The sequence below is a fragment of the Paenibacillus sp. JT31N17 genome (assembly GCF_056269255.1).
This window is the reverse complement of sequence record NZ_JBWDNP010000019.1, coordinates 88,052-109,345: the sequence shown is the minus strand read 5'-3', so window position 1 is coordinate 109,345 and position 21,294 is coordinate 88,052. Positions and strand designations below refer to the sequence as shown.

The following is a 21,294-nucleotide window of genomic DNA, read 5'->3' as shown; positions in this document are numbered from 1 at the left end:
ATGCGGGATGAAGGAGATGAATACGGACATGAATCGAATTTCGGGAGGTACAAAGAAGTGGCTGCTGACGCTCCATCTGCTTTTTAGCGCCATTATGCTTGGCGTGACGGTAGCCTTCCTGATCTTGAGTCTGGTTGCGGCTTCCACTTCCGATGAGGGGGTGCTGAAGGCGTGCTACGCCAGCATGCTGCTTCTGGCCGAGACATCGATCCGGGCCTCTACAATCGGTGCAGTTGTCACCGGTGTTCTGCTATCGCTGCTTACTCATTGGGGGCTGTTCAAATATTACTGGATTATCGCGAAGCTGCTGCTGACGGTGGCTTCAATCGGTTTGGGCATGGCAGGCATATATATGTGGTCGCTGAAAGCCGCAGCAATGACCGGTGCAGACGGACTGAATGCTCTTGGCCAGTCAGACTTTCTGGTGAATCGGGCATTTCTGATGAATGGCATCATCATGCAGCTGGTGTCTCTTCTGGCATTGTTTATATTGTCGGTATTCAAACCATGGGGGAAACGCGTCCCAAGAAAATGATTTCAGTGCAGGGGGTAAATCAGAAAATAACCCCGGTTCATCAAGGAACCAGGGGCGCTTCGTTTGAATTTGCAGCAGCTTGGCATTAAACGCTGGAGCGGGAGAAAATATGTTTGGCCAAAAAGCTAGCTGCCGCGACCAAGGCCAGTATCATCGCCATATGAAAAAAGGCGCCTTTTCCGTAATGATCAAAGATCGGGCCGCCCACCGTGCCGCTGATAATGCCGGCGATGCCAGCCCATACCACGGTAAATACGGCTTGTCCTGAAGAGCGGTACTCATCGGGAATGATCGTGGAGAGGTATCTGAGCGCCGTCGTAAAATAGATGCCAAAGGTGATGCTGTGCATCGCCTGCACGGGGATAATCCAGATCGGCGACTGGATCTCACTGACCAGCCAGAAGCGGATCGCGTACATGAGGCTTGCGATTGCGAGCAGCGGAAGCTCCTTGAACTTGTGGCCATATTTGCCGAGCAGGAAGAAAACCGGAATTTCGCTGACCGCCGATATGAGCCAGGCCACGCCGACGAGGGAATCGCTTGCTCCCATCTGCCTGAGCGTCACCGCCAGAAACCCCTCATACATCCGGTGCGAAATGGAAATAACGAGAATCAACACGAAAAAAATAACGATATCGGGTTTTCGCAGAATTTTGAACAAACCGGAGAAATCCATCTTTTTGAGCGAGCCCTGATAATCCTTCAGCCCCAGCGAAAGCAAGAAGGAGACTGTTATCGTACATACGCCGACCAGCAGACTTGCCCAAGATCCCGTAAATCTCAGCAACTGCCCCATACAAAACGCCATGAAGGCAAAGCCCAGCGAACCGAAAATACGGACAAGCGCATAAGGGGTGCCTGTATATTGGCTGGACAACAAAATCAGGCTGTCGCTCAGCGGGTTCATCGGCGTCTGGAAGAAATAGAAGATCAGCATAATGATACAGACTATTGTGAAGGTTTGGGTCGTGAACAGCAGCGAGAGCATCACGAGCTGGCCGAACAGAATGACGGTCATAATCTTTTTGAGCGTACGGTATTTGTCGCTGGCCGCTCCGAACAGAAGAGTGGAAAATATCGAAATAAACGGTCCGATGGAATAGATAATACCGATCTGGGAGGCGTTATAGCCATGATCCAGAAAATAAAGCGGTAAATAAGATACGACAATGGCCTGTGTCATAAACATGGCAAAACTGAACATGCGGAGCATAAGGGTTTCTTTTGCTGCGGATTGCGACCGGCCGGCTGCGGTGAGAACCGGGTTTGATGAATTCATGATGTATGTGTCACTCCATATCCAATACTTTTCCGGCTATAATCCGGTTTGATTTGCGGCCTCGCCTGATCGCCAATGCCACAAAAACGCATTCAGCGGCAAGGCCGGCAGATTGCGCGCAAGCGCCGATTGTTCCGTTCCAGCCGGGCGCAAGCGACACCAGCAGAACAATCGTTGTGACGGTGAACAGCAGATTTGAGGCCTGCGAGCCCAGCATCACCCGCGTATGGCCGCGCACCATGATGATGCCGTTGAACATATCCAGCCAGGGCATGGCCAGGGCGAAGAGAGCGAAGGGCTTTAATGCCCGGAGCGTCTCTTCCTTTAATTTTCCCTGCACCCCCATGATATCGCCGACGATAAAGTCGCCTAAGGGCAGGAAGGCGATGCTGCTTACAAGCGCCAGCGGAATGAAGCCGAAGGCCAGCGTGAAGCGGCGGACCGCATCCCGGTCAATTCGATAGAAATTAAGGACGATTTGATGAAAATAGCTGAAAAAGCTGGTGACCAGCTGCACGAGACTCGCAGCGAGCGCGAAGGAAGCTATGGCCAGCGCAGCATCCGAGGTTTTGCCCAGAAATGCATTAATGGAAGGGCCGATCCACACAGCAAGAAAGGTAGAGAACAGCATCGGACGATAGAAAGAGAACACCTGCCTGCCCGACTTAATGGCGTGTCCTTCCGCTTCATCGGGCATCTGGCGGACCAGCAGGCGTCCTTCCGCGTAACTCATAGCGGCCTCCATGATCATGCCGACCAGAAAAATAACCGCCCCTACCGAGCTGCTGTGCACCCCCGTATGGATAAAATACAACGATAACCCGTACATCCCCAGCAGGCGTACGCTCATCCCGATGGTCAGCCATTTGGTCCGCAGATTATAAATGATGACGCCCTGATACAAGCAGCGGATCCCCGAGAACAAGCTCACAAACATCAGCACTTGATAAACATCTATGATGTCGGGAACCTGCGACTCATCAGCCCCGAACACCCCCTGGAAGATCCAGACGCCAAGCGGCGTATAGCAGATGAGCAGGCCAAGCGCCATAATGGCTCCGAACACGGCTTGCCCGACAAGCAGCATGGACCGGAAGGAACGTTTATCCCTTACAAGAGTAGAGCTTGTCTGCCGCAGCAGTACGGCGGGCCGTTCGGTTATAATGAGCAGGCTCATGGCTATCGCATAGCTGGCAATAATTTGTTCGGGGTTGTCCGCTCGCGATAACGTGCTGTTAATAATGACATGCGACAACGTTACGAGACTTGCTGAAATGCCTAGCGGTAAAAAAAAGCGCCACAGCTGTCCCATCGTAACTGTGCCCGGCTGTTGAATCATTTTTGACTCGTCTCCCTGATGTTATTTATTATGGTAAACAGTATAGCATGGATGAACAGGGCGTAGAGGCCCCAAGCTTGCCGTTCGATTAAAATTGTGGGCGGCTGCAAGATTCCGCCTTGTTCCGGGTGGTGGAAACGGGCTGCACGAACATGTTTTCGCGCTGGATTTGTGCGTAATGAAATGGTACATTAGTGGTTGGAGGTTTTCTATGGTGGATGACATTTTTATATGGAACGAACGCCTCGGGATCGCACTGCCTGAACTGAATCAGGAATGGGAAAGCTATAGTGAACAAGTGCGCTCATCCATAGTTACGCAATGGGAAATTATTCGCGGCACGATCCCGGATCGTGTCTTTGCTTATGAACGGTTAATAAATGTGAAACAGGCGGAATTATACGAGGAAGAAGATTTCGAGACTTCCTGCTGCATTAATTCAGAAATCGCGGAGCTTGCAAGCCGGATTAATGATCTGCATATTTGGTATCGCATCAATCAGGAGATTGAGACGCGGAGCCATTTCTGAAGGAAGGGTTCAAGGAGGGCGCTTGAATGAAAATGTTGGCGCACGCTCGTCATGTACCGAAAACACCCGTTTCGCTTATGTACCGGGTGTATAAATATGTACTTCCCGAGGTTAGGGCCGAGCTTGGACGGCTGAAGATGATTGCCGGGCAGATACCCGATGACGAACTGCGGACACAAGCGCTCGCCAGTATGAGAGACAAGCAATTTCATTGCGAGGGTGGAGGAATCTACGCCGCCGCCAATCTTCAGCAGCGGCATGTACTCGTTCCGCTTATCGTAGCGCTTCAGACGATCAGCGATTATTTGGATAATCTGTGCGACCGCAGCACATCGCAGGACGAGGGCGATTTTCGGCTGCTGCATCAGGCGATGCTGGATGCGGTTGATCCCGGAGCTCCCCTGCGTGATTATTACGCATTGCGCAATGAACGGGAGGATGGTGGGTATTTGCACGGGCTCGTGCAGACCTGTCAGAGCTGCATACGGCAGCTTCCTTCCTATAGCAGCGTTCAGTCGCCTGTCTCCGAGCTGGTCGGCCTCTATGGCGATTTACAGGTGTACAAGCATATTGTCAAAAATCGCCGTGAACCCGAGCTGCTGGGGTGGTGGGAGAAGCACAGCCAGAAGGTACCCCATTTGCAGTGGAACGAGTTTGCTGCTGCAACAGGGTCTACACTCGGGATGTTTGTTCTTTTTCTTGCGGCCTCCGAGGAGGGGCTTGCGAAGCAGGATGCCCTGTTGATCCGGAACGCCTATTTTCCTCATGTATGCGGGATTCACATTATGCTGGACTATTTAATCGACCAGGAAGAAGACCGTATCGGCGGGGATTTGAACTTCTGCAATTATTACGAAGATCAGTCGCAGCTTGTGGAGAGAATCGGCGAGATTGCGGCAAGGGCGCGCAAGGATGTGCAGGCGCTGCCAGGCAGGCAGTTTCATACCATGATTATTGAAGGACTGCTCGCCTTGTACCTGTCGGATCCGAAGGTACGGGAACAGTCGGACGTACGTCGCGTTTCCAAACATCTGATGAGACGAAGTCCTCTTGCACGATTATTTTTTTGGGGGAACAGCGTCTGGATCAGAATGCGGCAAACTTAAGATATAGATAAGAGACAGGGAGTGGATTGAAATGTCAGCAGTCAAGTCGATTGCCGTACTTACAAGCGGCGGAGATTCGCAGGGCATGAATGCGGCGGTGCGCGCCGTGGTAAGAAGTGCGCTGTACCATGGTCTTGAGGTATATGGCGTTCAGCGGGGATATCAGGGGCTGTTAAACAATGATTTGCGGCAAATGGATCTGCGCAGCGTCGGAGATATTATTCAGCGCGGAGGAACGATTCTGCAGACGGCAAGATGCAAGGAATTTTTAAGCCCGGAAGGTCAGCAGCGGGGAGCGGAAGTACTGCGTGACCGCGGGATTGACGGTCTTGTTGTAATCGGAGGCGATGGCTCCTACCAAGGAGCGAACAAATTGAGTAAGCTCGGCATCAAGACGATGGGACTGCCGGGAACGATCGATAATGATATTCCGTTCACCGATTTCACCATCGGCTTCGATACTGCGGTGAGCATCGTGGTTGACGCGATTAACAAGCTCCGTGATACAATGACCTCGCATGAGCGTTCTTCGGTCGTTGAGGTTATGGGCCGGCGCTGCGGCGATATCGCATTGTTCGCCGGACTTGCAAGCGGTGCGGAAACGATCATCGTGCCTGAAGTGCCGTTTGACATCGATCAGGTCGCAAACCGGATGAAGGAAAATTTCCTGTCAGGCAAGCGCCACAGTATTATTGTCGTTGCAGAGGGGGCCAGCACCGGAGAAGAGATCGGCCAGGGGATAAGAGAGCGCTGCGACGTAGATCCGCGCGTTACCGTTCTGGGTCATGTTCAGCGCGGCGGCAACCCGACGCATAATGACCGGATTCTTGCCAGTCAGCTGGGGGACTTTGCGGTACGCATGCTTATGGAAGGCGAATCAGGCAAAGGCTGCGGCATCATTCGCGGAGAACTGACTGTAACCGATATCGATAAAGTGGTAAATACCAAGAAGCCTTTTAACATGGATCTGTACAATCTCGCATTGCGCTTGTCCCAATAAGCAAGCCTTAATGATTTCATTGAATCAAAGGAGATACTTATATGAAAATTGTTATTATTGCGGGAAGCACCAGGGCTGGAGCTTCAAGCACAAAAGCGGCCCGATATGCGGCTGGATTGATGGAAGAACAGGGTCACGAGGTTAATATGGTGGATTTGCATCAGCATCGTCTTCCGATTTATTGCTCGGATGATGCTGTCCAGGTTCCAGAGGTAATATCCTTGCGCCAGGCTGTACTTGAGGCCAATGCAATTGTGCTTAGTACGCCTGAGTATCACGGCAGTATTTCCGGCGCGCTGAAGAATGCTCTTGATTTTCTCAGCGCAGAGCAATTTGACAGCAAACTCGTATTGTCCATCAGCTCGGCAGGCGGTGCGGTAGGAGTCAATTCGCTGCAGCATCTGCAGACGATTGTCCGCAATGTGCACGGAATCAACTGCCCGGAATGGATCTCGGTGGGCGGAGCGCAGCGTGAGTTTGGCCCTGACGGCGCACCTGCTTCAGAGGGTGTCCAGCTTCGCATTCATCACGCCGTAAAGTATTTTCTGGAGCTGGCGCAGAAGCTTCTCAAGGATTAACAGATTAGAGACGGCCCTTATAGTTAAAAAAGCCCTGCAAAAAGTCTGGCACCCTGTGAAATTTCATTTTTCACCGCTGCCGGCTGTGCGGGGCATTCTTACAGAATAAGCACAGGAATGCCAAACTTTGCTTATGTATCAGATGTGAAAAACGGCTCAGCTGCCCTTAGGCAGCTGAGCCGTTTTTTCTTATTTATAATCTACACCAGCCGTATATTTGTTGCCTGCGTTCCAGAGCAGAAATTCATCGATTCCGGAATCATGCAGCGCTTTAATCTGCGCCTGTACCTGTTCCTTGCCGTATTGGATGTAGTGGCCTTTGCCCAGCCAGCTGGCGGTGAAATCCTGAATCCACGGCCGGATAACCGGCTTGTAGGAACCGATCGGATCCAGCTTCTTATGCGTATCGGCCATGGAGCCTTTAATGGTTGCATATGGATCCTTGTCGGGGTCCTTCACGTCGAACCAGCCTGTGCTGTAATGACTGGGATACACCATCGGGCAGATCACATCGACATGCTTGGAAATTTTAACAAAATCCTGACCGATTCCTTCGGCTGCCGGAACCGAGGCGGCGTAGCCGAAAATGTCCACGGATACTCGGACGCCAAGCGGCTCCAGCTGTGACTTGGCATATTTGACGAATGCGGCGATGGTATCGACGCGGCTTTCTTTTGTGTGCTGGAATACGAGGGAATCCGCTTTATTCTCAAAGCCCTCGGGGAAACGCACATAATCAAATTGAATCTCCTTGAAGCCCAGCTTGACGGCTTCCTTGGCGGCCTCGATATTGTAGTCCCATACTTCCTTCATATAAGGATTAACGAAGCTGTCCCCGTTGCCGTTCTTCCAGATGCTCCCGTCCTTTTGGCGAAAGGAAAGCTCCGGATGCTTGGTGGCGAGCACCGTATCCTTGAAAACAACGATCCGGCCGATAGGATAGACATTATGCTGCTTCAAACGATCCATCATGGCGGAGATATCGCGGATATACTTCTTGGGCGAGCCCAGCCTCAGAAGCTCCGGATTTTCCGTGGGGTATGTAATGTTGCCCAGATCATCCTTCAAATCGATAACCATACTGTTCAAATCGGTACTGTCGAGCAGCTTGAGCAGCGTTTCCATCCGCTCGCCGCCGGCACTGTAGGCCGTCACATAGACGCCTTTTACCTTGGGAGCATCCGGCTGAGGGTCTTTCTTCACCAGAATCGAACCGGTGGAGGAGTCCGAAGTGCCTGCACCGCTTGAAGCACCCGTTCCGGTTTGTACTCCCTGACCCGTTTGCGCGGGACCGTGACCGGCAAATAAAGTGCTTAGCAGTTGGGAAGTGGAAGCACTCTCTTGCCCGCTCTGAGCCGTTCCTCCGGATAAAACATGAAACAATAACAGCATAATTGAAATAATGGCATCCATTGTGTTCTCTCCCATTTGGCTCTGTACATTAATTATAATTCAGTTATAGAAAGAGGCACAGAGGTATTTTGTAGGATATTAAAGCAATTGGAGAAGATCTAATCGGCGCCGGGCAAAAAAAAAGGCGGGAACGTATAAATACGTTCCCGCCGCCTTTATTTTAATGCAAGTACACTGCTTTTTGATGCTCAACAATACTGTGCTGCACGATTTCCATCGCATCTCCCGGTTCCAATAATGACAGTCCGTCCCGAAGCACAATATTCAGGTTCAATTCCCGCTCCGTGAGAAAAGGCACTAGCTCTGGAACCAGCTTTTCCACAATCATCAACAGTTTGACCGTTTCCATATCCATCAAGCATCACCCTTTCATCGTAATGGAGGGCAAAAACGTATGGCAAGAACCAAATCTGCGGGGTAGCATTATTATAACAGCAGCGAAGCGAAAAACCTAGGGGTATACGGAAAATTCCATATTTGCCGCGCTTTCTGCAGCAGGAGACAAACAACGCTATCTTAGGTCAGGTTCTGCGGAAGTCCCCCATGATACCCAAGGTTTCGACGATATTCACGAAAGCGGCTGGATCCGTTTTTTGGATAATTCTTTTTAGTTCCGGCAGCTCGAAGCGGGTTGTTACAGTCATAAGCATGTCCCTCTCCGCATCCGTGTATCCGCCGCGGGTTCGGATAACGGTAATGCCGCGCTGCAAAGGCAGCAGCTCCCTGCGCAGCTCCTGGGCGCAGTTGGTGATGATGAAGGCGGTAATCTTGACATAGCGGATGTGGATCAGGTCAATGACTTTGCCGGTTGTGAAGATGGAAAGCAGAGAATAGAGGGCGGCATCCCAGTCGCCAGTCAACAAACCAAGCGCAATAATGATGCTCCCGTTCATGACAAAAATAAGCATGCCGATCGATAAATCCCGTTTACGGGTCAATATGGTCGCAACAATATCGAAGCCTCCCGTTGAAGCGCCTTCGCGAAGCGACAACCCGCTGCCGAAGCCCACCACAACGCCTCCGAAGACAGCTCCAAGCGTGAGATCATTCACGACCGCCTCAGTTGGAATAAGCTGGATGGCAATAGTGGTCGTAATGACAGAGAAGATGCTCCAGCCGACAAAACGAAGGCCAAGGATCTTCCAGCCCCAGATCAAAACAGGGATATTGAGCACAAAATAAAGCCAGCTGATATTGAAGCCCGTGGCATAGCCGATAATCATGGTTATTCCAGATACACCTCCGCTGATCATCTTCAGCGGGATAAGGAGCTGGTTGAAGCCAAAGGCGATCAGGGCCGAGCTCAGAAGCATGACAATCGCCGTGCGGAGTCTCTTCATCTGTTGTGATTCACCTCTTATTTGCATGCGCTTGACATCAAGTCCTTTCGCTGCCGCCGCGGGGATTGTGTGTGTAAATAGTATGCGTACTTTCGACTTACTGGTATTCATGCAAGATGTTGTGCTATAATGAACTGTATATTTTCTGTAGAGTGCAGATAGAAGGAGATTGAAAAAGTTTGAAAACATTTGCTGAATTCGGCTTGGAACCTAAAGTTTTGCAAGCCATCACGGAGCTAGGGTTTGAAGAATCCACTCCCATCCAATCAAAAGCCATTCCAATTGCGCTGACCGGTACCGATTTGATCGGTCAAGCTCAGACAGGAACGGGCAAAACGGCCGCCTTCGGAATCCCGCTCGTTAACAAGATTCCGGTAACCGAAGAGCGTATCGTCGCATTAATCATGACCCCGACCCGCGAGCTTGCCATTCAAGTTTCGGAAGAGATCGGTAAGCTTACCCGTTACAAAGGTCTTCGTTCGCTACCGATATATGGCGGACAAGAGATCGGAAGACAAATTCGCTCCTTGAAAAAGAAGCCGCAAATCATTATCGGAACACCCGGACGGTTGCTTGATCATATTAACCGCAAAACCATTCGACTGGACGATGTACAAACTGTCGTATTGGATGAAGCGGATGAAATGCTCGACATGGGCTTTATGGAGGACATTACCACAATCCTCTCTCTTGTGCCTGAGAATCGCCACACCATGCTGTTCTCGGCTACGATGCCGGCCAACATCCAGAGACTGGCACAGCAATTTCTGAAAAATCCGGAACATGTCTCCGTAGTTCCGACCCAGATCAGTGCGCCTCTGATCGAGCAGGCTTACATTGAAGTTCATGAACGTCAGAAGTTTGACGCACTGAGCCGCTTGCTTGATATGGAATCACCTGAATTGGCGATCATTTTCGGACGCACCAAGCGCCGGGTGGATGAGCTTAGCGAAGCCCTGCAAAAACGCGGATATTCCGCTGACGGACTTCATGGCGACTTGTCGCAGAACCAACGTGACAACGTCATGCGCAAATTCCGTGACGGCAGCATCGATGTACTCGTTGCGACGGACGTTGCTGCGCGCGGTCTTGATGTTTCGGGCGTAACGCATGTCATCAACTTCGACTTGCCGCAGGATCCGGAGAGCTATGTTCACCGGATCGGCCGTACAGGCCGCGCGGGCAAAGAAGGAACGGCATGGTCATTCGTCACTCCGCGTGAAATTGACCACATGCATTTCATTGAGAAAGTCACGCGCCACAAAATTGCCAAGAAGCCGCTGCCGAGCATTGCGGAAGCGATTGAAGGCAAACAGCGCCTGACGGCTGAACGGATTCTTGAATTTGTTGAGAGCGATTCGATCAATGAATTCAAAGCGATCACGATCCAGTTGCTGGAGCAATATGATTCCGTCAACCTGCTTGCAGCAGCCATCAAGCTGATCACGGGTGAGAAGAAGGATGTCAGCATCGAGCTGACACCGGAAGATCCTATCCGTGCTAAAAAACGCAGACCGGATGTCCGTTCGAGCGGGCGTCGTTTCTCCGGCGGACCTTTTGGCGGCGGCAACCGCACCGGCAGCGGTCCCCGCGGCGGAAGCAGCAGCGGTCGCAGCAGCGATAGCCGCGGCGGCTACGGCGGCAGCCGCAGTGGCGGAAGCAGCAGCGGAAGCAGCTACAACCGCAGCGACCGTGATGGCCAAGGCGGAAGCAGAGGCTCTTCACAGGGACGCAGCAGCAGCAGCGATACTCGCCGTTCGCGTCAATCTTCAGAAGACTTCAACCGCAACTAATGGTTAACCGGGGCTATCCGTATAGCCGAGCAATCGGGCGGGTGGCCCCGTTTTTCTTGATTTTAATGGAAAATATGGATTCGTATAAGGGTTGAACGAATGAAGAGTTGGCGATTAGGGGCAACCTATTATATAGTTATATAGAATAATGAAATCGCTTGCTGTACACGTTTCTTACGGAAACGCCAAGGCTCATACTTACGATGCAGCGTTTTCTTGCGAAAAACGCCTTTAGGGGGATTCAGGCAATCATGGAAATGAGAGGCTTAATGGGCGGGCTGTACAAGATCTCGGAGTGGATCATGAGATTATCGGTTACGAATGTATTGTGGATTTTATGTTCAATACCGTATATTTTCTTGATCTTCCCAGTCATTATGGCTCAGAACACCGATCAATTTTTGAGCAGTGTTGTCTTGTCAAGTATTATAGCGCCTTTTACGTTGTTTCCGGCGACGGCGGCTATGTTCGGAGTTGCCCGTAAGTGGGTGATGGGGGAAGTGGACGCCCCGCTTCTGCGTACATTTTTCCGGAATTACAAGGAAAGCTATCTGCAAAGCATGATAGGCGGCATTTTGTATGTTATTTTGTTCGCCATTCTGATTGTTGATTTCCAGGTATACTTGAAAGAATTGGAGTATCTTCAGCTGGTTTCTTATTTATTCATTGCAATCATGGCCTTGCTTGCCGTTTCCTTGTTTAACTTCTTCTCTATGGTCGTCCATTACCATATGAAGACGTTTCAACTGCTCAAGAACGCAGTGCTCCTGACTATCGGCCGTCCTTTCCGCTCATTGTCCACCGCCATCATGTGCGGCGTAGTCGTTTATATCAGCTTCAGCTCGCCTAAGCTGATGTTCCTGGTGCCTTTCTTCACAGGCAGTATCGTTGCGGCCATTTCGTTCTGGGGTTTTTATCAGATTTATACAAAGCTGCAGCTGCAGGCGGAGAAAGCCGCTGAAGCCGAAGCTGAGGCTGAATTGATGAATCTCAATGAAGAAGTGAAAAAGGACAGCTAGCGAATGCTCCCTAAATTAGCAGCTGCTTTACGTTTACTTTTGATTCAAAAACCTCTATAATAATGAGTACATCCTGCTTTTGCTCGTTACGGCTTTACGTTGTTTTGAACCAATGGCTGTTTCCCGGGAGACCTAGATCGGAACGCGGCTGACATGCCCTCGAAAGGGGACCTCAAAAACGTTCCTGCGGACACCCACCTGCGAGAGCGGGTTCAGAAGCAAGCGGGTCGGACGGCATTAGCGGGTTTTTTTTCAAAATTAAGAAGAAGCGGCTGAAGCGTCAGGATATGGCATAGTTGCTTTCTTCCCAATAAAGATATCAGATAGGAATGACGCGTTGACTGGTCCTTGCTGATATTTCAAGAAAAGGGGGCAGCCCCTTTTTTTTAATGTGTGAATTATGCTATGATATTGGTTAGCATACATAGACGTTAGAGGGGGAGATCACCTTTGTTGAAGCGAACCCTGATAGGGTTGCTGCGCAGTCATGAGCTGACTGGCGATAAAGCGAAAGATCCATTGCTAAAATCCCATTTTTACAAGTTGTCGAAGGATAAGGCGTGGGAGGAAGTTGTCTCCTTATTGAAGAAAATGCAGGGCTACAAAGTACTGCATGAGGTCGTTTCCGTTGGAGAAATTGTTCTCGAAAAACGTACTATGACGGGTCGCACCATGGACATTACCGTGTCAGTGATTGGTGTGAATCCGGTTACATCCGCTATTGATATCTATTCGGCTTCACGGGGTTCACTCGGCGATCTAGGTTCCAATTATCGTACGATTCTTGATATTTACAGAACGATTGACAAGAAGCTTGCTGCTTATAAAACATCTGGCATATAAACAAAAAGCGAGGAAGGAAAAATCCTTCTCTCGCTTTTGTTGTGAATTGGCGCGCAACCATCGCACCTGTTCACCCGTATGTAAACTATACGAGCGCTTTTACCGCTTCAATTGCGTTCTCATAGTTTGGATGCTCGGTCATTTCGCCCAGCACTTCAACGTATTGAATGGTATCATTGCTGTCAATAACGAAGATGCTGCGGAAATCCAGGCGAAGTTCTTTAATCAGTACGCCATAAGCTTCACCGAAGTTGTTGTTTTTGTAGTCGGACAGCATAACTACATTCTCAACGCCCGCAGCTCCACACCAGCGCGCTTGGGCAAACGGAAGGTCGACGCTGACGGTAAGTACGACCACTTGATCACCGAGCTTGCCGGCCTCTTCGTTGAAACGGCGGGTTTGAGCGTCGCATACGCCGGTATCGATGGAGGGAACAACGCTAACGAGTTTAACCTTGCCAGCGAAATCTTTTAATGAGACGACATCCACCAATGATTTGTTCAGTTGAAAATCTGGTGCTGCATCACCTTTTTTCAGTTCGGGGCCAATCAGTGTAAGCGGGTTTCCTTTGAGAGTAGCCACGCCTGTGCGTTCTTGTGCCATTGGAAAACGTCCTCCTTCTAAATAATTGTATGTTTCATAACAAATTTATTATAATCATAATGAATTGCTGTTGTCCAATATATGAGAAAGAAGGAAAAGGATGATCTTTCTACGATATGAAAGCTTTCGCGGCTATCTGCGGATGTATCCGGTCACAGCGATTATTATTGCCCTGAATTTGCTCGTGTTTCTGATCGATGAGCTCAGCGGCAACCATGCGCTGCTCGAGCGGGGCATATTTTACAGCGATCCCTATGAGAATTATTTCTCCCTGGAAGAACCTTGGCGTTATGTGACGGCGGTGTTTCTTCATCTTGGTTTTCAGCATTTGTTCTTTAATATGTTTGCCATTCTGATTTTTGCTCCTCCGCTGGAGAAGATGCTTGGGCATATCCATTACTCGCTGTTCTATCTGATCAGCGGAATTGTCGGCAATCTGTTCAGCGCCATAGCGGAGGCTCAGACGGCAGGAGCAGGTGCTTCCGGAGCAATTTACGGCATCTATGGCGCTTATCTTTATCTGGCCCTGATGAAAAAATCACTGGATGAGGCATCCCGCAAAACGGTCTATGTGATCTTGATTTTTGGTCTTATATACTCCGTTTTTGTACCGGGAATTGGCATTTGGGCTCATATAGGCGGTTTGTTTGCCGGGTTTGTTCTGGCTTATGGGTTTGACTGGTATACCATCAACAAAAGAAAACGTTACTAAACGTACGGACGGGAACGAAGGAGAAGAGGGAATTCATGGAGCTTCGACAGCTGCATTATTTTGTTAAAGTAGCCAAAAAAGAACATGTGACGCAGGCGGCTGAAGAGCTGCATGTCGCACAATCGGCGGTAAGTCGCCAAATCCATCAGCTGGAGCAGGAGCTTGGTGCAAAGCTGTTTCTGCAAAAGGGACGCAATTTGCAGCTGACTCCGGTGGGGGCGCTTTTCTTGAAACGAGCCGAAGTGATTTTGGCTGATTTGGAACGGGCTGTTTCGGATGTTCATGAATTTCTTGACCCCGAGAAAGGCGAGATCAGGCTGGGCTTTCCGCATAGTCTCGGGTTTTCTCTCATTCCCGAAATCGTCTCGACGTTCCGGAAGCTGCATCCCAATGTTACCTTCCGCTTTAAGCAGGGGATGTATCCTTCACTGATCCGGGACGTGGTTAAGGGCGAAGTTGATTTATCTTTCGTATCGCCGTTTCCCGAGCAGCATGGTCAAGTTACAGGAGAGACGGTACTGACGGAAGAATTGTTTGCCATTCTCCCGCCCAACCATCTTCTGGCCGGAGAAGATATTATCGATTTGATTCAGCTGAAGGATGATAATTTTGTGTTGTTCAGCCAGGGGTACTCTCTGCGTCCGATTGTATGGGATGCCTGCAGGGAAGCGGGCTTCACGCCCCATATCGGGTTTGAGGGGGAAGAGACCGATACGATTCGCGGTCTGGTCGCTGCCGGGATGGGAGTCAGCCTGCTTCCGGAAATGGCGTTGTACCCTTCAGGGCCTTTGCAGCCCGTCAAAGTCAGAGTGAAATCTCCCACTGTGACGAGAACGATCGGTCTGATCTATCGTTCCAACGAAAAGCTGCCGCTTGTAGCCAAAGTATTTCAAAGCTTTCTGCTTGATTATTTCAGCTGCAAAGGTATTAAATAACATTGACGATGGGCCCGCTGAATGGCGGGCTCTTTATTTTGCCTCGATCTTGGCATTGGAGGTTCTTTGTCAGGCATAGGATGAAAAAGCTGCAATAGGAGATAATAGGAGGTATTGTCGAATTCTGCCCTGTAACGGGCAGTTCAGCGTCATGCATGAGGAGGGAAATCGATGAACGGAAGGGAACGCCGGATGAGGAGGAATCGGCGTGTTTTTATCGTTCTGCTTGGTATGAGCGCTGTGCTTGGGATATTTGTGCTGCGGCTTGCCTGGCTGCAGCTGATGCCAGCCGCTCCGGCTACCAGCCGCAGTGTGAATTGGAAGCGGGAGGCGGTCGCACAGCGGGAGCGGGGGCTGCTCCTTGATAGCGGGCGGGGAGATTTTGTGGACCGCAGCGGGCTGGCATTGACTGGTGAGTCGTATCAAGGACTGGCGGTATTTCCTGTGCAGAAGGGAATTCGGAATCACGGGCAGCAGCGGAGCGAAATTGAGAAGCTGGCAGCCGCGCTGGGTGTCAGTACCGGAAAGCTCAAGGTATGGATGGAAGGCTTGAAGGCGCCGTCATTCTGGCAGGTGGCGGGCGAGTCTGCACCGCATAAGCTCAGTAAGCAGCAGCTGGATGCCATTAGCGGCTTGCGGCTGGACGGCGTCCGTATTTTGCCTTACCGGAACCGTTATCCATCCGGGTTCGATGCCAAGCATGCGATCGGCTACATCAGTCAGCATCCCGAGCTGCTTCAAACCCGATACGAGCGTGAACTTAGCAAGCGTAAGATGAAGCTGACTGATCAGGTGGGCGGAGCAGGGCTGGAAAGGTCGCTGGACGGCTTGCTCCGGGGCACCGGTGCAACTTCAGTCTCTTTTTTCACCGATGGTTCGGACAAGCCGCTTAATGGATTGGATATGCGATTAACCAGTCCGGATAATCCCTATTATCCCCTTAAGGTTGTTACGACTCTGGATTTGCCGCTGCAAAACAAGATTGAGGCATATGCCGATGCTCATGGTCTCCGTGAAGGGGCGGTCGTCGTGCTGGATGCCCATACGGGCGATATTGTCAGCATGGTTTCGCGGCCGCTGCTTGCGCCGGATTCTTTGAAAAAAGCAGGAACCGACATGGCTAACCATGCGGTCAGAGCGACAACGCCTGGATCCATCTTCAAGCTGGTTACCGCCGCAGCTGCATTGGAAGCAGGTCTGACGGAGGAGCGGGAAGTGTTCGAATGTGATGGGGATTACGGTCATTATGGCCTCCACTGCTGGAAGGAGGGGGGACATGGCCGACTTACACTTCGTGAAGCCCTTGCCCAATCCTGCAATCTTGCCTTTGCGACAATAGCCGAACGGTTGACGCCTGCCCAGTTGGCTGTGACAGCGGACAAGCTGGGGATTGGCCGCAAAATTGGCTGGTATGATCCCCGGCCCTTCGCGCCGCTTGGAAAGCCGCTGAGGCTGCTGCAGGAGGAAGAAGCGGGGGCGTTGTTCGCAGCGTTCCCCGATCATCGGGATGGCGGGCAGCTGGCGCAAACCGGAATCGGTCAGCGCGATGTCACCATGTCGCCTCTGCAGGCGGCTAATCTGGTATTGACGCTGCTTCATGGTGGACAAGTGATGGAACCGCGTCTTGTGAGTGAGATTCGTTATGCTAATGGACAGCGAATGGCGGTGCTGCCTCGCATGAATTCCTCTTCCCGTTATGGCCGTATAGCGACCAAGACAGCACATGCGCTTTTAAGAGGCATGGAAGCCGTTGTCACTAACGGAACAGGACGGTCAATCAATAGAGGCATGTGGCAGGTCGCGGGCAAATCAGGCACTGCTGAGACCCTCAGAGAGGGCATCAAGCGGAACAACCAGTGGTTTGCAGGATACGGGCCTCTGAAAGCTCCTCGTTACACGGTAGCGGTATTAGCCGAGAATCGTTCTCCCGATTCATCAAATAAGGCGACGGCTTTATTTCGCGGTGTAATGGATATCCTCGCCGAGGGGTAAGCACTCAATCACTATTCTAATGCAATCCTCTCCGACGTTGTTGCGCGGAGGAGGGCAGGCAAACTCCTATCTCCTCCAGCAATTAAGGAGAAGAACAGGGTCTAAGCAGACTCAAAAGTCTGCCTCACAAAACCATCATCTCTGTCCCGCCAACGTTATTATGGGACGGAGTCCGCCAGGCACCCCAGGTGCGCGAAAGAAAGTGTGTCCCGCAAGGGACGTAAACGGGCCAAGCAGGCAGTAACGAGAGAGCGTTTCTGTGTAACTCTGACGTTATCGGATCCGGGTGTCCAGAGGGCCGGCGGCCCTTGGGGTCCCTCCTCTGGAGGGATTTAGGGAGGGAATGGACGAAAGGAAGTGTGTCCCGCAAGGGACGAAAAACGAGCCAGGCTGGCAGCAGCGAGAGAGCGTTACTGTGTAACTCTGACGTTATCGGATCCGGGTGTCCAGAGGGCCGGCGGCCCTTGGGGTCCCATCTCAGGAGGGATTTAGGGAGGGAATGGACGAAAGAAAGTGTGTCCCGCAAGGGACGTAAACGGGCCAAGCAGGCAGTAACGAGAGAGCGTTACTGTGTAACTCCGACGTTATCGGATCCGGGTGTCCAGAGGGCCGGCGGCCCTTGGGGTCCCTCCTCAGGAGGGATTTAGGGAGGGCGTAATAAACAAAAAAGCCGGCAACTGATCATCAATAACCAGCGACCGACTTTCCAGTTTTAACCTGTAGAAGTTTCAAATAAAAGAATGCAGTATAATAATTAGGACATATATTTCATGTTGTATTTGATGTCGTACAATAGTAGTTATGCGACATAATTCACTCAAATTCGCCAATATTCGACGACTGCTTTCAAATAGAATTATAGGATATTAATCCCATTAAAACAAGCGAAAATAAATCATGCCTATTACAAAAGGACTATTATTCTGGGATATAATCATGCAGATAATCCATTACAAAGTCAGGCGCGGCTTTTTTTAATTGCTCTACAGTATGCAAATAACGTTGGGTTGTATTCATATGGGCATGCCCCAGCGTTTCCTGTACTTGCTGGAGTGAGGCTCCATTCAATAAGGCCAATGTAGCATAGGTATGCCGAAGCCAATGCGGAGTAAGTTTCTTATTGGCGACGCATCGGTCACCGGTATCGCGTATAATACGTTCAATTTGTCTCGTTGTCACAGGAAATAACACAAGCTCCGGCGCTGGTAAGCCAGGCGCAGAAATGGCTTCCACATAGCGAATGCTCAGTGTCCACAAACGATTAGGGACTTTAACCTCGCGGGATTTTCCGCCTTTTGCCTTGTTGATTGTAAGCCAAATGGAGGTTTCAGAAGAATCCGCATAGAAGTCCTTCCACTTAATCCCCGTTAATTCCGACACCCTCAATCCGAGCAGGACCAAATACAACCCGATCAGATAATTTCTCATGTTTTGCCGCTTCAAGGCATTCAGCAGCTTCCCAACTTCGCTTTTGGTCAAAAAATGCTTGCGGCTGTTCATGGGAACCGCGGGTAAACGAATGGATGTGGTCGGATTATGCACGAACAGATCTATATTGGAATCGCTTCCCCATTTATACATGGACTTCAGCGGTGCAATAAAGGCAGCCACACTGGCTGGCGCCAAAGGCTTTCCGGTTGCTCCCCATTTCCCTTCAATTAACCCTGTTTTAAAAGCCTCTACTTCCTGCCAGGTCACATTCTTTAGCGACTTGTACGAAATGAATTGCCGGAACCGTTCAATCGCCCGGCTGTAGTTTCTCTTCGTATTCTGGGATCTTACACAGGCGACCAGAAACATATTTATAATTTGGTCATCGCTGTAGCCGGAACTATAGGGTAAAACCACTAATTCGGTTGCTTTTTCCTCTGAGACTTTCCTCATGCTGATGCAAGCTCCTCCTCTTTATGTCGCATAACTACTATTGTACGACATCGGTTATATTTGCAATAATAATATCCTCCTAAAGTCTTATTTTTTTATAAAGACAGCTATTCGGAATACTAATCCTCATACGATGGTTCTACTGACAGCAGACAAGGATGGTGCATAGCGTGAAACGTCTATATGAGGCGGATATGGAGTGGGATGTCCGCCCTAGCATTAAAGCGGAAACGATACATTGGATGAATTCGCTTGAGATCAAAAGCCCGCGGACTTATCAGCATGGTGTGAGGGTGGCTTTTCTGGCAGAGAAGTTCGCTCCGGCGCTGCAATTGGATACCAGTGAGAAGGAGATGCTGATCAGAGGCTGTTTCCTGCATGATATAGGCAAACTGTTCGTTCCATCGAGAATCCTTGAGCAGGAAGGGCCTTTGTCGGACCAGCAGTGGAAGATTATAAAGCTGCATCCTGAGCTGGGAGCGGAACTGCTGCTGGAGCAGGTATATACGGAGCAGGGAATTGTTGATCTGGTGAAGCATCATCATGAGCGGTGGGACGGCAAGGGCTATCCGAGCGGGTTAAAAGGCAAGGAAATCCCCTTTCAGGCCAGGGTATGTGCGATTCTTGATGCGTTTGACTGCATGCTGACCACCCGTTCTTACCGTAAGCCGGTCACCTTTGAAGAGGCGAAGAAGGAGCTGATTTTGCACAAAAATACACAGTTTGACGGAGAAATCGTTGATCTTTTTCTATCCTTGTCCGAGCAAATGTCCGATCTCTATTATTTCTTTCGCAAACGTTAAACTTGGAATGGATGAGGTGCTGGCATTGGCCATTAAAGTATTGGTCGTGGATGACTCCGCTTTTATGAGAAATATGGTCAGCAGGTACATTAGTGAAGACACTGCGCTGGAAGTCATCGGCACTGCGCGGAATGGACTGCAGGCGATTGAGCTGACCAAGCAGCTTGCCCCGGATGTCATCACGCTCGATATCGAAATGCCGGTTATGAATGGTTTGGACGCATTGAAACGAATAATGGCGGAGAAGCCTACACCTGTTCTCATGCTGAGCTCGCTGACGGAGACCGGAGCAGCGGCCACCATCAGAGCGCTTCAGTATGGGGCAGTTGATTTTATACATAAGCCCTCGGGCGCATTATCGATCGATCTGTACAAGGTCAAGCAGGAATTGTCGGAAAAAATCAAATCGGCCGCGCAGGTTTCGTTGCGAAATTTGCTTAAGCTCAAGTATTCCCCCCTCCCCAAAAACCAGATCCCGCCTTCTAAACCAAATTTGCCGCCCGGGCAGCTTATTGCAATTGGTGCATCGACCGGCGGTCCGCAGGCTTTATTGGCGGTACTCCAGGGCTTAGCTGCCGATTTTCCCCATGCCATTGTCATTGTCCAACATATGCCGTCGCCGTTCACAGCGTCGCTGGCGGAGCGTTTGAATCACAACTGTTCCCTCACGGTAAGGGAAGCGGAGCATGATGCCAGGCTGGAGGGCGGGTGTGTCTATATTGCCCCAGGCGACCGGCATATGAATATTGCGGAAACCGGAGGTGTCTGCCGGATTAAGCTTCACCAGCGGCCAAGCAAAGGTCTGCACATGCCGTCCGTGCATGAATTATTCACTTCGGTCTCGGCGCTGCAGGGGTTGAAGCGGCATTTGGTCATGCTGACGGGGATGGGGAGCGACGGAGCTGAAGCATTGGCTGAGGGCAAGGCGGCGGGAGCAGCCACAACGATTGCCCAATCGAAAGAATCCTCGGTCGTATTCGGGATGCCGCGCGCGGCAATTGAAACGGGGGCGGTGGATTACATCGTAGACCTGGAAGATATCGCAGCGAAGCTGAGGGAGGTGACAGGACTGCCATCTTTATCGTTGTCAAGAGAATAACCCACATCCTACGGATCGGAGCTATGCGATGCGAGTTTCAGATGAGCAGTTTGTCGAATTTGAGCTGGGCCAAGAGAATTACGCGATTACAATTTCAGCTATTCATGAAATCATTCGTATGCAGGATATTACAGAAATCCCGAACGGCCGCAATTATGTGAAGGGCGTAATCAATTTAAGAGGGAAAATCGTTCCGATTATCCATTTAAGCCGGTTGTTCGAGCTTCAGGAAACGCCGGCAGGGAAATCAACCCGAATTGTGGTCGTCAATCACACGCTGGAGTATATAGGCCTTATTGTGGATCGGGTCAATCAGGTGACCACCTTCACCGACATTCAACCTCCTCCCGAGCGAATAGGGGGAATCAACGGCAGTTATTTTGCCGGTATCGGCATTTCAACTGCAGGCTTGGTCGGCATTCTGAAAATGGATGAGGTATTGATCCAGGATAGTTAAGGCTCCCGAAACGGAAAACCCCTGAGGAGGAGCG

Annotated in this window: 21 protein-coding genes and 1 other RNA gene; 15 read left to right on the top strand and 7 right to left on the bottom strand. The window is 50.6% G+C overall.

Going from position 1 to position 21,294, the window contains the following annotated elements; genetic code table 11:
* Nucleotides 1-28 precede the first annotated feature (28 nt).
* The gene (locus AC0YOB_RS33970) at nt 29-535 is read left to right on the top strand and encodes a hypothetical protein (protein ID WP_475796546.1); all 507 of its coding nucleotides are present in this window, start codon (nt 29-31) and stop codon (nt 533-535) included.
* Between the two features lie 85 nt (nt 536-620).
* Here the strand turns inward: AC0YOB_RS33970 and AC0YOB_RS33965 are convergent, their stop codons facing one another.
* Together AC0YOB_RS33965 and AC0YOB_RS33960 are read right to left on the bottom strand one after the other, a co-directional pair.
* Entirely contained in the window at nt 621-1,814 is a 1,194-nt protein-coding gene (locus AC0YOB_RS33965; protein WP_475796545.1) for an MFS transporter, read from the bottom strand.
* 10 nt (nt 1,815-1,824) lie between these two features.
* The gene (locus AC0YOB_RS33960) at nt 1,825-3,153 is read right to left on the bottom strand and encodes a multi antimicrobial extrusion protein MatE (protein WP_475796544.1); all 1,329 of its coding nucleotides are present in this window, start codon (nt 3,151-3,153) and stop codon (nt 1,825-1,827) included.
* A 211-nt stretch (nt 3,154-3,364) separates the two neighbouring features.
* On the opposite strand from AC0YOB_RS33960, the gene AC0YOB_RS33955 reads away from it, so the two are divergent.
* From AC0YOB_RS33955 to AC0YOB_RS33940, 4 genes are read left to right on the top strand one after another with little or no spacing between them, the layout of a single operon-like run.
* Nucleotides 3,365-3,682 carry a hypothetical protein gene (locus AC0YOB_RS33955; RefSeq protein WP_475768803.1) on the top strand — a complete coding sequence of 106 codons (318 nt, stop codon included), beginning with the start codon at nt 3,365-3,367 and terminating at the stop codon, nt 3,680-3,682.
* A 26-nt stretch (nt 3,683-3,708) separates the two neighbouring features.
* Nucleotides 3,709-4,788: a tetraprenyl-beta-curcumene synthase family protein gene (locus AC0YOB_RS33950; RefSeq protein ID WP_475796543.1), complete on the top strand. Its 1,080-nt coding sequence runs from the start codon at nt 3,709-3,711 to the stop codon at nt 4,786-4,788.
* Nucleotides 4,789-4,819: 31 nt separating this feature from the next.
* A complete protein-coding gene (pfkA, locus tag AC0YOB_RS33945) occupies nt 4,820-5,788 on the top strand; it encodes a 6-phosphofructokinase (RefSeq protein ID WP_210046924.1) in 969 nt (322 codons plus the stop codon).
* Nucleotides 5,789-5,829: 41 nt separating this feature from the next.
* Nucleotides 5,830-6,366, top strand: a complete 537-nt coding sequence (locus tag AC0YOB_RS33940) for an NADPH-dependent FMN reductase (RefSeq protein WP_475796542.1) — start codon at nt 5,830-5,832, stop codon at nt 6,364-6,366.
* Nucleotides 6,367-6,555: 189 nt separating this feature from the next.
* Here AC0YOB_RS33940 and AC0YOB_RS33935 read toward each other — a convergent pair whose 3' ends face one another.
* From AC0YOB_RS33935 to AC0YOB_RS33925, 3 genes are all read right to left on the bottom strand, one after another.
* On the bottom strand, nt 6,556-7,779 hold the full coding sequence (locus tag AC0YOB_RS33935) for a putative glycoside hydrolase (RefSeq protein WP_210046926.1): 1,224 nt from the start codon (nt 7,777-7,779) through the stop codon (nt 6,556-6,558).
* Between the two features lie 160 nt (nt 7,780-7,939).
* A complete protein-coding gene (locus AC0YOB_RS33930; protein ID WP_210046927.1) occupies nt 7,940-8,134 on the bottom strand; it encodes a hypothetical protein in 195 nt (64 codons plus the stop codon).
* Nucleotides 8,135-8,300: 166 nt separating this feature from the next.
* Nucleotides 8,301-9,119 carry a YitT family protein gene (locus tag AC0YOB_RS33925; RefSeq protein WP_475796541.1) on the bottom strand — a complete coding sequence of 273 codons (819 nt, stop codon included), beginning with the start codon at nt 9,117-9,119 and terminating at the stop codon, nt 8,301-8,303.
* Nucleotides 9,120-9,298: 179 nt separating this feature from the next.
* On the opposite strand from AC0YOB_RS33925, the gene cshA reads away from it, so the two are divergent.
* The 4 genes from cshA to AC0YOB_RS33905 all read left to right on the top strand — a co-directional run bounded on the left by cshA (nt 9,299) and on the right by AC0YOB_RS33905 (nt 12,774).
* A complete protein-coding gene (gene cshA, locus AC0YOB_RS33920; protein ID WP_210046929.1) occupies nt 9,299-10,912 on the top strand; it encodes a degradosome RNA helicase CshA in 1,614 nt (537 codons plus the stop codon).
* Nucleotides 10,913-11,163: 251 nt separating this feature from the next.
* Nucleotides 11,164-11,931, top strand: coding sequence for a YesL family protein (locus AC0YOB_RS33915; RefSeq protein WP_210046930.1), 768 nt, complete (start codon nt 11,164-11,166; stop codon nt 11,929-11,931).
* Nucleotides 11,932-11,998: 67 nt separating this feature from the next.
* Nucleotides 11,999-12,182, top strand: a non-coding RNA gene (gene ssrS / locus AC0YOB_RS33910) — 6S RNA.
* A gap of 199 nt (nt 12,183-12,381) precedes the next feature.
* A complete protein-coding gene (locus tag AC0YOB_RS33905) occupies nt 12,382-12,774 on the top strand; it encodes a DUF1499 domain-containing protein (protein WP_210046931.1) in 393 nt (130 codons plus the stop codon).
* Nucleotides 12,775-12,859: 85 nt separating this feature from the next.
* Here AC0YOB_RS33905 and tpx read toward each other — a convergent pair whose 3' ends face one another.
* Nucleotides 12,860-13,378, bottom strand: coding sequence for a thiol peroxidase (tpx, locus tag AC0YOB_RS33900; RefSeq protein WP_475768809.1), 519 nt, complete (start codon nt 13,376-13,378; stop codon nt 12,860-12,862).
* A gap of 100 nt (nt 13,379-13,478) precedes the next feature.
* On the opposite strand from tpx, the gene AC0YOB_RS33895 reads away from it, so the two are divergent.
* The 3 genes from AC0YOB_RS33895 to AC0YOB_RS33885 all read left to right on the top strand — a co-directional run bounded on the left by AC0YOB_RS33895 (nt 13,479) and on the right by AC0YOB_RS33885 (nt 17,017).
* Nucleotides 13,479-14,090, top strand: a complete 612-nt coding sequence (locus AC0YOB_RS33895) for a rhomboid family intramembrane serine protease (protein ID WP_475768810.1) — start codon at nt 13,479-13,481, stop codon at nt 14,088-14,090.
* A 35-nt stretch (nt 14,091-14,125) separates the two neighbouring features.
* Nucleotides 14,126-15,025, top strand: a complete 900-nt coding sequence (gltC, locus tag AC0YOB_RS33890) for a glutamate biosynthesis transcriptional regulator GltC (protein ID WP_475796540.1) — start codon at nt 14,126-14,128, stop codon at nt 15,023-15,025.
* Between the two features lie 171 nt (nt 15,026-15,196).
* A complete protein-coding gene (locus tag AC0YOB_RS33885) occupies nt 15,197-17,017 on the top strand; it encodes a peptidoglycan D,D-transpeptidase FtsI family protein (RefSeq protein WP_475796539.1) in 1,821 nt (606 codons plus the stop codon).
* Between the two features lie 918 nt (nt 17,018-17,935).
* Here AC0YOB_RS33885 and AC0YOB_RS33880 read toward each other — a convergent pair.
* The gene (locus AC0YOB_RS33880; RefSeq protein WP_475796538.1) at nt 17,936-18,901 is read right to left on the bottom strand and encodes a tyrosine-type recombinase/integrase; all 966 of its coding nucleotides are present in this window, start codon (nt 18,899-18,901) and stop codon (nt 17,936-17,938) included.
* A 170-nt stretch (nt 18,902-19,071) separates the two neighbouring features.
* Between AC0YOB_RS33880 and AC0YOB_RS33875 the strand changes: the two genes are divergently transcribed.
* The 3 genes from AC0YOB_RS33875 to AC0YOB_RS33865 are packed head-to-tail and all read left to right on the top strand — an operon-like array spanning nt 19,072 to nt 21,260.
* Nucleotides 19,072-19,704, top strand: a complete 633-nt coding sequence (locus AC0YOB_RS33875; RefSeq protein WP_475796537.1) for an HD-GYP domain-containing protein — start codon at nt 19,072-19,074, stop codon at nt 19,702-19,704.
* Between the two features lie 25 nt (nt 19,705-19,729).
* The gene (locus tag AC0YOB_RS33870) at nt 19,730-20,803 is read left to right on the top strand and encodes a protein-glutamate methylesterase/protein-glutamine glutaminase (protein WP_475796536.1); all 1,074 of its coding nucleotides are present in this window, start codon (nt 19,730-19,732) and stop codon (nt 20,801-20,803) included.
* Nucleotides 20,804-20,831: 28 nt separating this feature from the next.
* Nucleotides 20,832-21,260: a chemotaxis protein CheW gene (locus AC0YOB_RS33865; RefSeq protein ID WP_475796535.1), complete on the top strand. Its 429-nt coding sequence runs from the start codon at nt 20,832-20,834 to the stop codon at nt 21,258-21,260.
* Nucleotides 21,261-21,294: the final 34 nt, after the last annotated feature.

Excerpts from the sequence above, each read along its gene's own strand:
- AC0YOB_RS33955 (WP_475768803.1), top strand. The coding sequence starts at position 3,365 with ATGGTGGATGACATTTTTATATGGAACGAACGCCTCGGGATCGCACTG.
- AC0YOB_RS33895 (WP_475768810.1), top strand. The coding sequence starts at position 13,479 with ATGATCTTTCTACGATATGAAAGCTTTCGCGGCTATCTGCGGATGTAT.
- gltC (WP_475796540.1), top strand. The coding sequence starts at position 14,126 with ATGGAGCTTCGACAGCTGCATTATTTTGTTAAAGTAGCCAAAAAAGAA.
- AC0YOB_RS33940 (WP_475796542.1), top strand. The coding sequence starts at position 5,830 with ATGAAAATTGTTATTATTGCGGGAAGCACCAGGGCTGGAGCTTCAAGC.
- AC0YOB_RS33865 (WP_475796535.1), top strand. The coding sequence starts at position 20,832 with ATGCGAGTTTCAGATGAGCAGTTTGTCGAATTTGAGCTGGGCCAAGAG.
- AC0YOB_RS33960 (WP_475796544.1), bottom strand. The coding sequence starts at position 3,153 with ATGATTCAACAGCCGGGCACAGTTACGATGGGACAGCTGTGGCGCTTT.
- tpx (WP_475768809.1), bottom strand. The coding sequence starts at position 13,378 with ATGGCACAAGAACGCACAGGCGTGGCTACTCTCAAAGGAAACCCGCTT.
- AC0YOB_RS33965 (WP_475796545.1), bottom strand. The coding sequence starts at position 1,814 with ATGAATTCATCAAACCCGGTTCTCACCGCAGCCGGCCGGTCGCAATCC.
- AC0YOB_RS33930 (WP_210046927.1), bottom strand. The coding sequence starts at position 8,134 with ATGGATATGGAAACGGTCAAACTGTTGATGATTGTGGAAAAGCTGGTT.
- AC0YOB_RS33970 (WP_475796546.1), top strand. The coding sequence starts at position 29 with ATGAATCGAATTTCGGGAGGTACAAAGAAGTGGCTGCTGACGCTCCAT.
- AC0YOB_RS33915 (WP_210046930.1), top strand. The coding sequence starts at position 11,164 with ATGGAAATGAGAGGCTTAATGGGCGGGCTGTACAAGATCTCGGAGTGG.
- AC0YOB_RS33925 (WP_475796541.1), bottom strand. The coding sequence starts at position 9,119 with ATGAAGAGACTCCGCACGGCGATTGTCATGCTTCTGAGCTCGGCCCTG.
- AC0YOB_RS33885 (WP_475796539.1), top strand. The coding sequence starts at position 15,197 with ATGAACGGAAGGGAACGCCGGATGAGGAGGAATCGGCGTGTTTTTATC.
- pfkA (WP_210046924.1), top strand. The coding sequence starts at position 4,820 with ATGTCAGCAGTCAAGTCGATTGCCGTACTTACAAGCGGCGGAGATTCG.
- AC0YOB_RS33950 (WP_475796543.1), top strand. The coding sequence starts at position 3,709 with ATGAAAATGTTGGCGCACGCTCGTCATGTACCGAAAACACCCGTTTCG.
- AC0YOB_RS33935 (WP_210046926.1), bottom strand. The coding sequence starts at position 7,779 with ATGGATGCCATTATTTCAATTATGCTGTTATTGTTTCATGTTTTATCC.
- AC0YOB_RS33880 (WP_475796538.1), bottom strand. The coding sequence starts at position 18,901 with ATGAGGAAAGTCTCAGAGGAAAAAGCAACCGAATTAGTGGTTTTACCC.